This is a genomic window from Haemophilus sputorum CCUG 13788, assembly GCF_000238795.1.
Taxonomy (GTDB): Bacteria; Pseudomonadota; Gammaproteobacteria; order Enterobacterales; family Pasteurellaceae; genus Haemophilus_A; species Haemophilus_A sputorum.
Genome location: NZ_AFNK01000007.1, coordinates 1 through 14,165 on the forward strand (window position 1 = coordinate 1; position 14,165 = coordinate 14,165).

16 protein-coding genes are annotated in these 14,165 nt (G+C 38.3%); 10 read left to right on the forward strand and 6 right to left on the reverse strand.

Annotation, left to right across the window (positions count from 1 at the left end):
• Positions 1-50: 50 nt before the first annotated feature.
• A complete protein-coding gene (gene epmB / locus HSP_RS0101915) occupies positions 51-1,067 on the reverse strand; it encodes an EF-P beta-lysylation protein EpmB (protein WP_007524320.1) in 1,017 nt (338 codons plus the stop codon).
• Positions 1,068-1,104: 37 nt separating this feature from the next.
• A complete protein-coding gene (locus tag HSP_RS0101920; RefSeq protein ID WP_007525405.1) occupies positions 1,105-1,671 on the reverse strand; it encodes a hypothetical protein in 567 nt (188 codons plus the stop codon).
• Positions 1,672-1,820: 149 nt separating this feature from the next.
• Between HSP_RS0101920 and efp the strand changes: the two genes are divergently transcribed.
• Positions 1,821-2,387, forward strand: coding sequence for an elongation factor P (efp, locus tag HSP_RS0101925; RefSeq protein ID WP_007524727.1), 567 nt, complete (start codon positions 1,821-1,823; stop codon positions 2,385-2,387).
• Between the two features lie 113 nt (positions 2,388-2,500).
• Here efp and HSP_RS0101930 read toward each other — a convergent pair whose 3' ends face one another.
• Positions 2,501-3,574, reverse strand: coding sequence for an acyl-CoA dehydrogenase family protein (locus tag HSP_RS0101930; protein WP_007524392.1), 1,074 nt, complete (start codon positions 3,572-3,574; stop codon positions 2,501-2,503).
• A gap of 289 nt (positions 3,575-3,863) precedes the next feature.
• On the opposite strand from HSP_RS0101930, the gene glnS reads away from it, so the two are divergent.
• Both glnS and HSP_RS11400 read left to right on the forward strand, forming a co-directional pair.
• Complete coding sequence (glnS, locus tag HSP_RS0101935) at positions 3,864-5,534, forward strand: glutamine--tRNA ligase (RefSeq protein WP_010128283.1); 1,671 nt, start codon at positions 3,864-3,866, stop codon at positions 5,532-5,534.
• Positions 5,535-5,596: 62 nt separating this feature from the next.
• Positions 5,597-5,743, forward strand: a complete 147-nt coding sequence (locus HSP_RS11400; RefSeq protein ID WP_010128284.1) for a lipoprotein — start codon at positions 5,597-5,599, stop codon at positions 5,741-5,743.
• A gap of 39 nt (positions 5,744-5,782) precedes the next feature.
• Here the strand turns inward: HSP_RS11400 and glpX are convergent, their stop codons facing one another.
• A complete protein-coding gene (gene glpX, locus HSP_RS0101945) occupies positions 5,783-6,781 on the reverse strand; it encodes a class II fructose-bisphosphatase (RefSeq protein ID WP_007525310.1) in 999 nt (332 codons plus the stop codon).
• Between the two features lie 194 nt (positions 6,782-6,975).
• On the opposite strand from glpX, the gene HSP_RS0101955 reads away from it, so the two are divergent.
• From HSP_RS0101955 to HSP_RS0101965, 3 genes are all read left to right on the forward strand, one after another.
• Complete coding sequence (locus HSP_RS0101955; protein WP_007524063.1) at positions 6,976-7,194, forward strand: cell division protein ZapB; 219 nt, start codon at positions 6,976-6,978, stop codon at positions 7,192-7,194.
• A 55-nt stretch (positions 7,195-7,249) separates the two neighbouring features.
• Positions 7,250-7,828, forward strand: a complete 579-nt coding sequence (locus HSP_RS0101960; RefSeq protein ID WP_010128285.1) for a thymidine kinase — start codon at positions 7,250-7,252, stop codon at positions 7,826-7,828.
• 68 nt (positions 7,829-7,896) lie between these two features.
• Entirely contained in the window at positions 7,897-8,760 is an 864-nt protein-coding gene (locus HSP_RS0101965) for a VirK/YbjX family protein (RefSeq protein WP_010128286.1), read from the forward strand.
• A 73-nt stretch (positions 8,761-8,833) separates the two neighbouring features.
• Here the strand turns inward: HSP_RS0101965 and HSP_RS0101970 are convergent, their stop codons facing one another.
• Both HSP_RS0101970 and sspA read right to left on the reverse strand, forming a co-directional pair.
• Positions 8,834-9,250 carry a ClpXP protease specificity-enhancing factor gene (locus HSP_RS0101970; protein WP_007524558.1) on the reverse strand — a complete coding sequence of 139 codons (417 nt, stop codon included), beginning with the start codon at positions 9,248-9,250 and terminating at the stop codon, positions 8,834-8,836.
• Positions 9,250-9,894 carry a stringent starvation protein SspA gene (sspA, locus tag HSP_RS0101975; RefSeq protein WP_007525118.1) on the reverse strand — a complete coding sequence of 215 codons (645 nt, stop codon included), beginning with the start codon at positions 9,892-9,894 and terminating at the stop codon, positions 9,250-9,252. Before sspA ends, HSP_RS0101970 begins: the two co-directional genes overlap by 1 nt.
• A gap of 226 nt (positions 9,895-10,120) precedes the next feature.
• On the opposite strand from sspA, the gene purE reads away from it, so the two are divergent.
• The 4 genes from purE (at position 10,121) to HSP_RS0101995 (ending at position 14,022) form a co-directional block, all read left to right on the forward strand.
• A complete protein-coding gene (purE, locus tag HSP_RS0101980; protein ID WP_007524438.1) occupies positions 10,121-10,615 on the forward strand; it encodes a 5-(carboxyamino)imidazole ribonucleotide mutase in 495 nt (164 codons plus the stop codon).
• Position 10,616: 1 nt separating this feature from the next.
• Positions 10,617-11,582, forward strand: a complete 966-nt coding sequence (locus HSP_RS0101985; RefSeq protein WP_007524612.1) for an asparaginase — start codon at positions 10,617-10,619, stop codon at positions 11,580-11,582.
• Positions 11,583-11,601: 19 nt separating this feature from the next.
• On the forward strand, positions 11,602-12,690 hold the full coding sequence (gene purK / locus HSP_RS0101990) for a 5-(carboxyamino)imidazole ribonucleotide synthase (protein WP_007524324.1): 1,089 nt from the start codon (positions 11,602-11,604) through the stop codon (positions 12,688-12,690).
• Positions 12,691-12,825: 135 nt separating this feature from the next.
• Entirely contained in the window at positions 12,826-14,022 is a 1,197-nt protein-coding gene (locus tag HSP_RS0101995; RefSeq protein ID WP_007525366.1) for an amino acid aminotransferase, read from the forward strand.
• Positions 14,023-14,165: the final 143 nt, after the last annotated feature.

Here is a 14,165-nt window from a genome sequence, read left to right on the forward strand (position 1 = left end):
TAGATTATGTTAAATGAATAATTAAACTAACAAAAGATTGAGTAACTTTGTTATCCAACTAACGTTTTATTCGGCTCTCCACCAATTTCACGTGCTAGTTTGGGAACTAAGTAACCTGATGTAATTTTTTGAAGTTCTCGGTAAATCTTTAAAGCTTCAGCATCTTCAACGAAGAAATGTGAGGCCCCTTCTACTCGGTCTAATAAGTGTAAATAATATGGCAAAATCCCAATACTAAATAATTTATGACTCAATTGTTTTAAACACTCAGCCTGGTTATTTACACCTTTAAGCAATACAGCTTGATTAAGCAATACAACATTAGCTTTTTTAAGCATTTGCATTTTTTGTGTAAAAATTTCATCTATCTCATTAGCGTGATTGATATGTGTCACCATCACAATATGCAAACGAGATTGCAAGAATCTTTGGCATAATATTTCTGTAATACGATTTGGAATCACTACAGGTAAACGAGAATGAATACGCAATGTTTGTATATGAGGAATTTGCTCTAATTGCGTAATAAGCCAATCTAACTCGGCGTCTTTCGCCATCAAAGGATCCCCCCCAGAGAAAATCACTTCCTCAATTTCTTTATGCGCGGCAATATAATCCAATCCTTGTTGCCAAATCTGTTTGCCACTTTTGATTTCATCATATGGGAAATGACGTCGGAAACAATAACGACAATTGATTGCACAACTATTTTTAATCATAAATAACAATCGATTTTGATATTTATGCAAAATATTAGGTGCTGGACTATGCTGTTCTTCTAGTGGATCTTTAACAAACCCTTCTGCTTGCAAAAATTCATTAGCCGAAGCCATTGCTTGTAGAAATAAGGGATCATAGCGATTTCCCTTCTCCATTTTTTCAGCAAATGATTTTGGTACACGTAAAGCAAATAATTTGCGCGCAAGTATATCCTGAGAAAAATCAGCTGGATCTAACTCAAGAAATTCAAGTAACGCGACTGGGTTATTAAAGGCATTAGCTAAATCGGTTAACCATTGCGCTTTTGTAGCTGTTTGTTGAGCAGTTGGAATAATCAATGAGTGCATAATAAATGCCCCTATTTCAAGGGGCTAAATAGAAGAATTAAGGAAGGAGCTGGCATTCTAATGGAGTGCCATTTGGATTTACCATCACAATAGGCGTACTTTGGCCACCTTGTGCAGCTGCTAAATATTGCACACCACCAATACAATAGCGACGATATCCATCTGTTTTTTCAACTAAATATGGGTCAATTTGTCCACCAATACTATGAAATTGTGCGACTGTAGAGACTACATTTTGTGTTGCTGGTGCTTGTTTTGTTTCAGTTACCGTTTGAGCTTGAGTTGTACCCTCTTGTGCTACTGCCTCATTAGGCGCAAGCGCATTGCTTAATAAATACCCTGCAGCTGCACCTGTTGCAAAGTTTGCCATACGATTCCCATTTACCGCTTGTTGGGATTGGTTGGGAATAGTTCGATTTGGCGTATTTTCAAAGGTCGCATCTTGTTTTTGTTGCGTGGATTGTGTTTTCTGTGTTTGAACAGGTTTTGAAACTACTGCACGAGAAGAACTGCCACCAAAACCGCCTGAACGCCCACCTCTTGCTTCAGCAAACCCTGCAACGGTGAATGCCACAATGGCAGAAATTGCCATAATTTTTTTCATATTCATTCCTCTTTTTAAGAAAGTTAACAGATTATAACAAAATTTTTTAGAGTTCTTTGAAGATTTACGGTATTATAGGGGGCTTTTTGGAAAACCCAATAGCGGGTAATTCAAAGTTTGTTAATTTTTTGTAAAACATTGAGGAATTTATGGCTAACTATAGCACTAATGATTTCAAACCAGGTTTAAAATTTATCCAAGATGGCGAACCTTGCGTAATCGTTGAAAACGAATTCGTGAAACCAGGTAAAGGTCAAGCATTTACCCGTACTAAAATCCGTAAATTGATTTCAGGTAAAGTATTAGAAATCAACTTTAAATCAGGTTCTTCTGTTGAAGCAGCTGATGTTGTAGATTATAACTACAACTACTCTTACAAAGATGAAGACTTCTGGTATTTCATGCACCCAGAAACTTTCGAGCAAATTTCTGTTGATGCAAAAGCATTAGGCGATAACGACAAATGGTTGGTTGACCAAGCAGAATGTATCATTACATTATGGAACGGTTCTGCAATCGCAGTAACACCACCAAACTTTGTGGAATTAGAAGTTGTTGAAACTGACCCAGGTTTAAAAGGTGATACCGCAGGTACTGGTGGTAAACCAGCAACATTAAGCACTGGCGCAGTAGTTCGTGTACCATTATTCGTTCAAATCGGTGAAGTTATCCGTGTGGATACCCGTTCAGGCGAATACGTTTCACGCGTAAAATAATTTAATTTTCGCAGTTTAAACAAAACAAGCGGTAAAATTTCTTGCAAACTTTGCAAAAAATCTTACCGCTTTTTATTGCTTCAAAAAATGGCTGAAGATTAACGTTTATATTGTTAAGCAGCCTGTAAAATTGTTTTCAACTGTAATGCGCTTGGCGTTACTACAGGTAAGAATGCGCCTTCTCTCCAACGACGAATAAAATCTGAACCTGCATTTTGTAAATAGCCACGCCCACCAGAGGCTTGAAGTTCTAGCAATAAACTTTGCGCGACTACATCCACAATTTCAATGCGAATATTAAATAGCGCTTTAGGATTTTCAATAAAATAGTTACCTTGTGCTAAACCTTGAGCTAAACGCTGTTCTAAGTCCGCTAATTTTTTTACCTGAACATCATATTCAGGTTTTAGCACAGAACGATTCTCAACATAATCTAATGCTTTTTTTACTTCCGCTAGACTGCGAGCCGCCAAACCAAATGCCATTGCACATTGTAACCCCAAGAAAGTAGGGCGAACATCAGACAAATATTCTTCCGCATTGTTGGCAATAATCCAATCGGGATCAAGCTCTACATGATTTAGCTCCACAGCAACAGTATTACTTCCTTGTAGCGCGACTAAAGAAAGCTCTTTAGCCCGAACAACGCCTTGTGCATTCGATGGTAACGCGACAATAATTGGCGCATGGCTACTATTTTCATACTCGGCAGCAATAATGGTTACAAATCCTTTTGCGGTTAAATTCGTAATCCATGGTAATCGCCCTTGTAAATAGCGCTTTCCATCTTTTTCGATAATTTTTACTTGTAATTCTTCAATACCTGATAGGAATTTTACTGCATTTGATAATCCTGTGCCGCCTGAGAGATTACCAACTAACAAATCGGCTAACCAACGTTCTCTTGGTGCGTGGTTTTCACTACTTAATAGATTTTGAATTAGGGTGCGATGCCCCCAAGAAATAAACCCCGCGGTTAAAGAATAAGTGGAAATTTCACGTACGGCGGCAATGGCTTGTTCAAAATCTCCCCCTGCTCCACCAAGATTCTCTGGTACTCCGATTTTAAAAACGCCTTCGTTTGCTATCCGTTGAAATAATTCATCGGCATATTGATTTGATTGATCGATTTCAGTGGCATGTTGGTTTAACCATGCTAGAAACTCTGCTGAGAAAAATTGAGACATTGTGTTGCTCCTTATTTGTTTTTTTATTGTTAAAAATGGAATGGCATGATAGATAGTAATTTAATTTTTTAGGCAAGAAAACCAACTAAAATCCACTAAATATTCTTTTTTTGTATAAGAATAAAAAGTTATAACACTAAACGATGCTCTTTTTTAAAGGCAAAATAAAAAGCAAGCGGTCAGAATTTGCAAAATTTTTACAAAAAAGACGCGCTTGCTTTCGCCCTTTCCGTTCTTATCAATACAGTGTAGAATACAAGTTATTTTTTATTGAAAAACAGAGAATGTTATGAGCGAAGAGATTTTAACTAACGCACCGGAAAGTCGTGCGAATTTTATTACCCATATTATTGATGAAGATTTAGCATCAGGTAAACATAACAACGTTTATACTCGATTCCCACCTGAGCCAAACGGCTATTTACATATTGGTCACGCTAAATCTATCTGCCTAAACTTTGGTATTGCACAAGAATATCAAGGTAAATGTAATTTACGTTTTGACGATACTAACCCCGTAAAAGAAGACGTTGAATATGTTGATTCGATTAAAGCTGATGTGGAATGGTTAGGCTTTAAATGGGAAGGTGAACCTCGTTATGCTTCAGATTACTTTGATGCGCTTTATGGTTATGCCATTGAGTTAATCAAAAAAGGTTTAGCTTATGTTGATGAACTTTCACCAGATGAAATGCGCGAATATCGTGGCACATTAACTGAACCGGGTAAAAATAGCCCTTATCGTGATCGTTCAGTAGAGGAAAACTTAGCGCTATTTGAAAAAATGAAAAATGGCGAAATCGCAGAAGGTAAAGCTTGTTTGCGTGCCAAAATTGATATGGCATCACCTTTTATTGTAATGCGTGACCCAGTTATTTATCGTGTTAAATTCGCTCACCACCACCAAACTGGTGATAAATGGTGCATTTATCCGATGTACGACTTCACGCACTGTATCTCTGATGCCATTGAACGTATTACCCACTCTTTATGTACGTTAGAATTCCAAGACAACCGTCGCTTATATGACTGGGTACTAGACAATATTTCTATTGAACGCCCATTACCGCATCAATATGAATTCTCGCGCTTAAATTTAGAAGGCACATTAACCTCTAAACGTAAATTATTAAAACTGGTTACAGATGGTATTGTCGATGGTTGGGATGATCCTCGTATGCCAACCATTTCAGGTTTACGTCGTCGTGGCTATACACCGGCATCATTGCGTGAATTCTGTCGTCGTATCGGGGTAACCAAACAAGATAACGTAGTAGAATACTCTGCGCTTGAAGCATGTATTCGTGAAGACTTAAATGAAAATGCACCACGTGCAATGGCCGTGATTAACCCTGTTAAAGTGGTGATTGAAAACTTTGGTGACAAAGAAATCTTAAAAGCACCTAACCATCCGAACCGCCCAGAATTAGGTGAACGCGAATTGCCATTTACGCGTGAGCTTTATATTGATGAAGCGGACTTCCGTGAAGAAGCAAATAAACAATATAAACGTTTAGTATTAGGCAAAGAAGTTCGCTTACGTAATGCTTATGTGATTAAAGCTGAGCGTGTTGAAAAAGATGCAAGCGGTCAAATTACCACAATTTATTGCACATACGATCCTGAAACCTTAGGTAAAAATCCAGCGGATGGTCGTAAAGTAAAAGGCGTAATTCACTGGGTATCTGCTGAAGAGAATAAACCTGCTGAATTCCGTATTTACAATCGTTTATTTACTGTACCAAATCCAGGTGCAGCAGATGACATTGAAACCGTATTAAACCCTGAATCTTTAGTGGTGAAACACGGTTTTGTGGAACCAAGTTTAGCGAATGCAAAAGCGGAACAAGGTTACCAATTTGAACGTGAAGGCTACTACTGCTTAGATAGCAAAGATGGTTCAGCTGAGAACTTAGTCTTTAACCTGACAGTGAGTTTAAAAGAAGGCTTTAGTGCCTAGTGAACATTTGCAAGCGGTCGGATCTTTTCAACCGCTTGCAATTTTATTTTGAGGAAAGTGTTATGAAAAAAATTATCCTATTATTAGTTAGCATATTAGCCATCAGCGCTTGTTCGCAATCAAAAAACGTTTATTTCAATGGTGCGGAAGGCTCTCACTCAGGAATTCGATATAGTTCAACCGATAAAAGTATATCTTTAAACCCATAAAACAATGCGGTAATAACCAATATTACCGCATTCTTTTTGCTAATCGTCCGTCAAATGAGAAATATCATGGTAAGACGCTAATTTACGAATAGTTCGTGAACGGCCTCGAATTAACAACGTTTCTGTAAAGATCATACTGCCTTTGCGTTGCACACCTCTAAGCAAATCTCCTGTAGTAATGCCTGTTGCAGCAAAAACGACATTATCATCTCGCACAATCTCTTCTATTTTTAATACCGTATTCACAGGAACATTCATGGCAGCACAACGCGAAATTTCTTTTTCCGCAGCTTTTAAGTTTTCAGGTGTATTCCCTTTTACTTTATTACGTGGAATCAATCTTGCCTGAATATCTCCCCCTAGTGCATTTACAGCAGCCGCAGTCACAACCCCTTCCGGCGCACCACCGATGCCATAAACTAAATCAATATCGCTATCAGGCAAACAACATTGTACACCAGCAGCAACATCGCCATCTGGAATAGCAAGAACTCTTACGCCTAAGGCTTGTACTGATTTGATAATTTCATCATGTCGAGGTTTTGCAAGAATAGCTACCGTAATTTGTGATAGCAATTTTCCTTTTTTAGAAGCCACTCGGCGAATGTTTTGTTCAAGCGGTAAGTTTAAATCAATCATCCCTTTGGCATCGCTATCTACCACTAGTTTTTCCATATACATATCTGGCGCTTGTAAGAATGTGTTTTTTCCCCCAGCTGCTAACACCGCTAATGCACCAGATTGCCCCATAGCTGTCATACGAGTTCCATCAATTGGATCAACCGCAATTGAAACCTCTTCTTGGTCAGGTTTGTTTTGTCCAACTTTTTCACCAATATAAAGCATTGGCGCTTCATCAATTTCGCCTTCTCCAATCACTACTTCACCACGAATTTCCATCTGATTGAGTAGCTGACGCATTGCTTTTACCGCAGCATTATCTGCCGCATTTTTATCCCCTCGCCCAATCCAATCAAAAGCAGCTAACGCAGCTGCCTCTGTTACGCGAGAAAATTCAAATGCAATTGCCCGTTTCATGATTCTGACTCCTTTACTAAAAAAACATTATTATTTTAACGCAACGCAAACGATTGCGAACAAAAATTTGCATAAAAACGTGATAAAAAATTATTTTTTACAAAAACATGGAACTTTTCAATGAAATCAATATCTTAATTAGGTATAATCCTTATGTATTTTAGTCACACATTTCCCATTTAGAGGTAAACACTATGTCATTAACAATTCTTGACCAACTTGAAGAAAAAATTAAACAAGCCGTTGAAACTATCCAACTCCTTCAATTAGAGTTAGAAGATTTAAAAGAACAAAAAGCGGCAGCAGAACAAGAATCAGCGGCATTACGCCAAGAACATGAGCAATTAAAATCAGAGCACCAAAACTTCCAAGATCGTTTGCGTGCACTTTTAGGCCAAATTGACAACGTTTAATTACTGATTAACACTAAACGGCTACTTAGTTAGCCGTTTTTTATTACACTGGATTATGGCAAAGCTCTACTTTTATTATTCTTCAATGAATGCAGGTAAATCAACTACTCTGCTTCAATCTGCTTATAACTATCGCGAACGTGGTATGAATACACTTATCTATACCGCTGCCATCGATGATCGTTTTGGGTTAGGTAAAGTGACCTCTCGAATTGGTATTGCAGAAGATGCCAAATTATTTACCAACGAAACTAATCTTTTCCTTGAAATTGCTAACGAGGTAGAAAAACAGCCACTGCACTGTATTCTGATTGATGAAGCACAATTTCTAACTAAATCACAAGTTTATCAACTGACCGATATCGTTGATAAATTAAATATTCCAGTGCTTTGCTATGGACTACGTACCGATTTCCAAGCAGAATTATTTGAAGGTAGCCACTATTTGTTAGCTTGGGCTGATGAATTGATAGAACTCAAAACTATTTGCGATTGTGGGCATAAAGCCCATTTTGTATTGCGTCTAAATGCGGACGGTCAACCGGTTAAAGATGGCGAGCAAATCCAAATTGGCGGGAATGACCGTTATCTTTCCGTCTGCCGTAAACATTATAAAGAAAGGCTTGGCAAATAGCCTAAATTGAAAAATTAGCTAATTTGCCAAAATTATGCAAAAATGGCCACCGATTTCAAGGAGCAGTTATGAACTTATCTCAATATCGGTGGACTAAGGCAACGGAAATTTACCCAAACCGAGGTAAGAAATCCTATGCAGGCAAACGCTTGCGTTATAGACTTCGTTCACTCCTTCATCGTCGCCAAGTTAAGCAATTTGAACAATTTGTTGCACAACATCCAATACTTATTCCTCTTTTAAAACAGCGGGTAAATTATAGCTATCCACTGGTACATCGTTTTTTAGATAAACGATTTAGTGCTCAACAGCGCTTTAATGCAATTTGTGAAAATTTATTATTTTTACCACAACAATTATCCCATTTGACTGAACCACTTTGGCAACAACCAATAAGCTTTGGTGAGGTAATTCCAGATTTTGAGATTTTACTCAATATCAATGAACATCAACCAATGGAGGGGTTCTGGGCATTAGAGCTTCGCTATAAACCACATAATCAACTGATCTATTTACTCACGTTCGGTAAGTTAGATGATGCATTACTGATTGCAGTAGTTCAAGGTCCGAACTTTGAAGGCGCTAAGGAGCTGGTTAAACAGCTTACCAAATATTGTCATGGTTTACGCCCAGCATATTTAATGGTTGAAGCGATGAAACTGCTTACCCAAATACTGGGATACCAGAAACTTTTTGGTATTCCCCAAAAATATCAGAATAAATCTCGCCTAGTACAAAGTAAGCGTTATGTGGTGGATTATGATGCTATTTTTTCTGAAGCTGGTGGGAAAGCTGGGCATTATTGGACTTTACCATTGCAAGAAGATCGTGATCTTGAGTCTATTCCTAGCAAAAAGCGCTCAATGTATCGGAAACGTTTTGCAATGTTAGATAGTCTAGGTGAAATCATGCAACAAACATTAAATAAATAGTTTTCGCACATAAAAAAGCTCGGTATTTACCGAGCTTTCTTTTTGCAAAAAATAGTAGAAATCAGACCGCTTGTTATTTCACTAATTTTAAGTGAGATGACTTTTTCTTCACGACTTTTTTCTCAGTTGTGGACTCACATAATTGTTTCGAACGCTCAAGATAAGCTTGTTCGCTATAATACGACTCTTCTTGGAACAAAATGCCATCTCCAGACTCTTGAGCATATAACGCTTCTGCAGCCCCAAATGGAATATAAATATCTCGTAACATTCCTTGAAAACGTGCACTAAAACGAATTGCTTCATCATCAACCACATATTGCCCAATTGAACGTTGGGAAATATTTAAGATAATTTTTCCGTCCCGTATAAATTCAACAGGAACATCTACATCTGGATAATTGCAATTGACTAATAAATAAGGGGTGTTTCCGTTATCTGAAATCCAGTTGTAATAAGCATAATAAACATAAGGGCGTAAAGGTTTCATTATTCTTTATCATCCATTAAATGTTTCGGTGCAGCACCACCGATAGATTGTACAAAACTATCACGTTGGAATACACGCGTCATATAAGCGTTGATTGCTTTTGCACTGCTTCCACTAAATTCAATACCAAGTTGATTCATTCGCCATAATAGTGGTGCAACATAGCAATCAACCAAACTAAACTCTTCGCTCATAAAATAAGGCGTTGCTGCGAAAATTGGGGCCAATGCCATCATTTCTTCACGCAGTTGTGCTAATGCTTTTTGTCCTTCTTTTGATTCAGGTGCGCGATTTACGATATTGATCAAAGAATACCAATTCTGTTCAATACGATACATCGTTAAACGGCATTTGGCACGTAATACAGGATAAACAGGCATTAGTGGTGGATGAGGAAAACGCTCATCAAGATATTCCATAATAATACGCGAATTAAACAAGACTAGGTCGCGATCAACTAAAGTTGGAATATTACCGGAAGGATTTAATACCATTAAATCTTCAGAAATCGAATTAGGGCTCACATTTTCAATCTCATAAGGCACCCCTTTTTCGGCTAAAACGATACGCACCTGATGGCTATAAATATCGTTTTTCTCTGAAAACAAGGTGGTTACAGAACGTTTATTGGCACTACTTGTCATTTATTATTCTCTCCGATAACTGATATGATACGCATGCTATTGAAAAACACATTGCAATAGCGAATTCAACGATAAATTATAGCATTTCCTTGCCTAAAATAACAGTATAAAATCATGCTTTGTCGCGTATTCCTTCGATAAGGAAGGATTATTTAAAATACCCAAGCAATCGTTTGCTCATCATGCTATACTTTTTATTATTTATTGACTAAACATAAGGTTTTCTATGTCTCAACCAGAAATTGCCATTGTTATGGGTTCTAAAAGCGACTGGGCAACAATGTCGGAAGCAACACAAATTTTAGATCAATTTTCGTTACCCTATCACGTTGAAATCGTTTCAGCCCATCGTACACCAGATAAACTTTTTTCTTTTGCTGAAAATGCTCGGGCAAACGGCTATAAAGTCATTATTGCGGGCGCAGGTGGCGCAGCTCATCTTCCCGGCATGATCGCAGCTAAAACTATCGTTCCTGTTTTAGGTGTCCCTGTTAAAAGTAGTATGTTAAGCGGTGTAGATAGCCTCTACTCTATTGTGCAAATGCCCAAAGGGATTCCTGTTGGCACGTTAGCCATTGGGCCAGCTGGTGCAGCCAATGCGGGGTTATTAGCCGCACAAATTTTAGCGATGTTCCATCCTGAATTGACTGAAAAACTACAAGCTTTCCGTCAAGCACAAACACAAACTGTATTAGATAATCCAGATCCTAGAGTCGCATAATATGTCGAAAAAATTATTGATTCTACACACTGGCGGCACGATTTCTATGAGCGAAGGCAAAGATGGAAAAGTCTCGCCTTCTGAGCGAAATCCGTTATTAGACACTCTTGAGAAATTAAATCATCCTGCACAACTATTCCAAGAGTCTATTTTTAATGTTCCTTCTCCACATATCAATTTAACGCATTGGCTAACGTTAAAAGCACGGATTGAAAAAGCGGTTAATGACGAATTTTACGATGGCATCGTTATCACACACGGTACAGATACATTAGAAGAAACAGCTTATTTTTTAGATTTAGCATTAAATATCAATGTACCAGTTGCCATTACTGGCGCAATGCGTTCAAGTAATGAACTTGGTGCCGATGGCTTAATTAACCTACAAAGTGCAATTTTAGTGGCGCTTTCGCCAGAAAGTCGTGGCAAAGGCGTCTTGGTTGTCATGAATGATGAAATTCATCACGCAAAATTCGTCACGAAAACCCATACTACAAACGTAGCTACTTTCCAAACACCAACTTTTGGACCTTGCGGGTTAATTACGAAAAATAATGTGCTTTATTTCCAGCAACTAACCGTTTATGAACGTTTTCCTGTACGTGAAATCTGTTACTCAAACATTCAAGTTATCAAAGCTTATGCGGGAATGGATAGTTTCTTACTTACCCAATTAGCTCAACATGGATGCGATGGTGTCATTATTGAAGCTTTAGGCGCAGGAAACCTTCCGCCAGATTCACTTTCGGGTGTAAACGCATTATTAGAGGCTAATATTCCCGTCGTATTAGTTTCACGCGCATTCCACGGCGTTACCCAAGATGTTTATGATTATCTTGGCGGCGGAAAACAACTCAAACAGCAAGGTATCATTTTTACAACGGGTCTTAGCGGACAAAAAGCACGCATTAAACTGATGGTATTATTGAACCAACAACGTGAAAAACCGCTTGCCGATTATTTTTAACAAAAACGGAATCCAAACCATGCAAAAAAGTGCAATTTACCCACCAGTGTATGTTCTAGGTAATGGTCAATTAGGCAGAATGCTACGCTATGCTGGTGCGCCTTTAGATATTGAAGTTTTGCCTCTTGCTTTTGATGCGCCAGTGTTTGAACTGCCTTCAAACAGCATCATTACCGCAGAAATTGAACGTTGGACGCAAACACCTTTAACCCAATTACTTGGTAATCATTCTAACTTCGTTAATCTAAATGTGTTTGGCACAACGGCCGATCGTTTCACACAAAAAAGCTTATTAGACAAACTACAATTACCGACAGCACCATGGCAACTACTCTCCTCTAAAGCACAATGGGATGAAGTATTTAGCCAAGTTGGAAAAAAAGTGGTGGTAAAACGCCGCACAGGTGGCTATGACGGACGAGGTCAATGGATTGTCACTCAAGAAAATTGCGCACAAATTACGGATGATCTCTTTGGAGAAGTCATCGCAGAGAAATTTATTCCATTTGATGGTGAAGTTTCTCTAGTCGGCGCACGGTTTAAAAATGGCGAAACACGTTTTTATCCAGTCACGCATAACTTACAACAAAACGGCATTTTACGTTATTCGATTTATCATCCTGATTTTCCACAGCAAGCCCACTTCCAAGCGCAAGCTGAACAAATGCTTAAAAAAATTATGGATGAACTCAATTATATCGGCGTGATGGCAATGGAATGTTTTGTTGTGGGCGATAAACTCCTCATCAATGAGCTGGCTCCTCGCGTACACAATAGCGGGCATTGGACTCAACTTGGTTGTTCAATTAGTCAGTTTGAACTTCATTTAAGAGCGTTATTAGATCTCCCTACTCCAAAACTTGAGCCCATTGCACCAAGTGTGATGGTTAATCTCATCGGCATTGAACATAACAATGCTTGGCTTAATATACCGTTTTCACAATTACATTGGTACGGTAAAGAGGTTCGTGCAGGACGTAAAGTTGGGCATATCAATCTCACTCATCCAAGTAACACCCAATTGATCGCATTACTTGAGCAGCTTCGCCCGCATCTTACCGAAGATTTCCAAAGCGGCTTAAATTGGGCAATTGAGAAATTAAAATAACGAGCACATTACAAGCGGTTAAATTTGTAAAAAGTTTTGCAAAAAATTTTTCATTTTAACCGCTTTTCTATTGTCAAAAGCGACTATCAGTTGTATAAGTAACCTTAGTTCACACACAACAATGAGGATAATAAGATGTCATTATTTGCACATATTCAGGCTGCACCAGCAGACCCAATTTTAGGTTTAGGTGAAGCATTTAAAGCAGAAAAACGCCCTGGTAAAATTAACTTAGGGATTGGCGTTTATATGAATAACGAAGGTGTTACGCCAATTATGAGCGCAGTTAAAATTGCTGAAGCTCGCCTATTAGAGGAAGAAATCAATAAAAACTATCTCACAATTGATGGCGTACAAGCATTTAATGCACACACCCAAGAATTACTATTCGGGAAAAATGCTGAAATTATCCACACTGGACGTGTTAAAACTGCACAAAGTTTAGGCGGAACTGGGGCGTTACGTATCGCAGCAGAATTTATTAAACGCCAAACTGCTGCGCAAAACATTTGGATTTCTAACCCAACATGGCCAAACCATACAGCGATTGCAAATTCTGCTGGTATCAATGTTAAAAACTATCGTTACTACAACCAAGAAACCCACGCATTAGATTGGGATAATTTAATTGCTGACTTAAGCCAAGCACAAGCAGGCGATGTTGTGTTATTCCATGGGTGCTGCCATAACCCAACCGGTATCGATCCAACACCAGAACAATGGGATTTCTTAGCAAAAATGTCAGCTGAGAAAGGTTGGCTACCATTATTTGACTTTGCTTACCAAGGTTTAGGTAACGGATTAGAAGAAGATGCTTACGGCTTACGTGCATTTGCCAAAGTCAATAAAGAATTATTAGTTGCAAGCTCATATTCTAAAAACTTCGGTTTATACAATGAGCGCGTTGGCGCCTTTACTTTAATTGCTGAAACACCAGAAATTGCAAATAATGCCTTCTCACAAGTGAAGTCTATTATTCGTGTGCTCTACTCTAACCCTGCTTCTCACGGCGCAAACACGGTTTCTCGTGTATTAGATGATGCAGAATTAAAAGCAAGCTGGATTAAAGAATTAGATGGCATGCGTGATCGCATTAAAACCATGCGCACCAAAATGGTAGAATTGCTAAAAGAAAAAGGCGCAAAACAAGATTTCAGCTTTATTGCTGAACAAAATGGAATGTTCTCTTTTAGTGGCTTAACACCAGAACAGGTTGATCGCTTAAAAGATGAATTTGCCATTTATGCGGTACGATCAGGTCGAATCAACGTTGCCGGCATTACCGACAAAAACATTGATGCACTTTGTGAAGCTATTGTAAAAGTGCTCTAATCTAAAAAGAAATTAGATTTATTAAACAATCTGCACCTTAAAATCGATTACTTATATTGGTAACAAATTAAGGTGCAGATTTTTCTTACAAATTTTGGGAAATTTTCCTGTATGAGAAAAGTTTTAACTTGCCTCATGATAAA

What these genes read in the sequence shown, in the direction of transcription:
- HSP_RS0101995 (WP_007525366.1), top strand. Translation starts at nt 12,826, where the DNA reads ATGTCATTATTTGCACATATTCAGGCTGCACCAGCAGACCCAATTTTA.
- HSP_RS0101970 (WP_007524558.1), bottom strand. Translation starts at nt 9,250, where the DNA reads ATGAAACCTTTACGCCCTTATGTTTATTATGCTTATTACAACTGGATT.
- glnS (WP_010128283.1), top strand. Translation starts at nt 3,864, where the DNA reads ATGAGCGAAGAGATTTTAACTAACGCACCGGAAAGTCGTGCGAATTTT.
- purE (WP_007524438.1), top strand. Translation starts at nt 10,121, where the DNA reads ATGTCTCAACCAGAAATTGCCATTGTTATGGGTTCTAAAAGCGACTGG.
- HSP_RS0101955 (WP_007524063.1), top strand. Translation starts at nt 6,976, where the DNA reads ATGTCATTAACAATTCTTGACCAACTTGAAGAAAAAATTAAACAAGCC.
- purK (WP_007524324.1), top strand. Translation starts at nt 11,602, where the DNA reads ATGCAAAAAAGTGCAATTTACCCACCAGTGTATGTTCTAGGTAATGGT.
- efp (WP_007524727.1), top strand. Translation starts at nt 1,821, where the DNA reads ATGGCTAACTATAGCACTAATGATTTCAAACCAGGTTTAAAATTTATC.
- sspA (WP_007525118.1), bottom strand. Translation starts at nt 9,894, where the DNA reads ATGACAAGTAGTGCCAATAAACGTTCTGTAACCACCTTGTTTTCAGAG.
- HSP_RS0101985 (WP_007524612.1), top strand. Translation starts at nt 10,617, where the DNA reads ATGTCGAAAAAATTATTGATTCTACACACTGGCGGCACGATTTCTATG.
- HSP_RS11400 (WP_010128284.1), top strand. Translation starts at nt 5,597, where the DNA reads ATGAAAAAAATTATCCTATTATTAGTTAGCATATTAGCCATCAGCGCT.
- HSP_RS0101930 (WP_007524392.1), bottom strand. Translation starts at nt 3,574, where the DNA reads ATGTCTCAATTTTTCTCAGCAGAGTTTCTAGCATGGTTAAACCAACAT.
- epmB (WP_007524320.1), bottom strand. Translation starts at nt 1,067, where the DNA reads ATGCACTCATTGATTATTCCAACTGCTCAACAAACAGCTACAAAAGCG.
- HSP_RS0101920 (WP_007525405.1), bottom strand. Translation starts at nt 1,671, where the DNA reads ATGAAAAAAATTATGGCAATTTCTGCCATTGTGGCATTCACCGTTGCA.
- HSP_RS0101965 (WP_010128286.1), top strand. Translation starts at nt 7,897, where the DNA reads ATGAACTTATCTCAATATCGGTGGACTAAGGCAACGGAAATTTACCCA.
- HSP_RS0101960 (WP_010128285.1), top strand. Translation starts at nt 7,250, where the DNA reads ATGGCAAAGCTCTACTTTTATTATTCTTCAATGAATGCAGGTAAATCA.
- glpX (WP_007525310.1), bottom strand. Translation starts at nt 6,781, where the DNA reads ATGAAACGGGCAATTGCATTTGAATTTTCTCGCGTAACAGAGGCAGCT.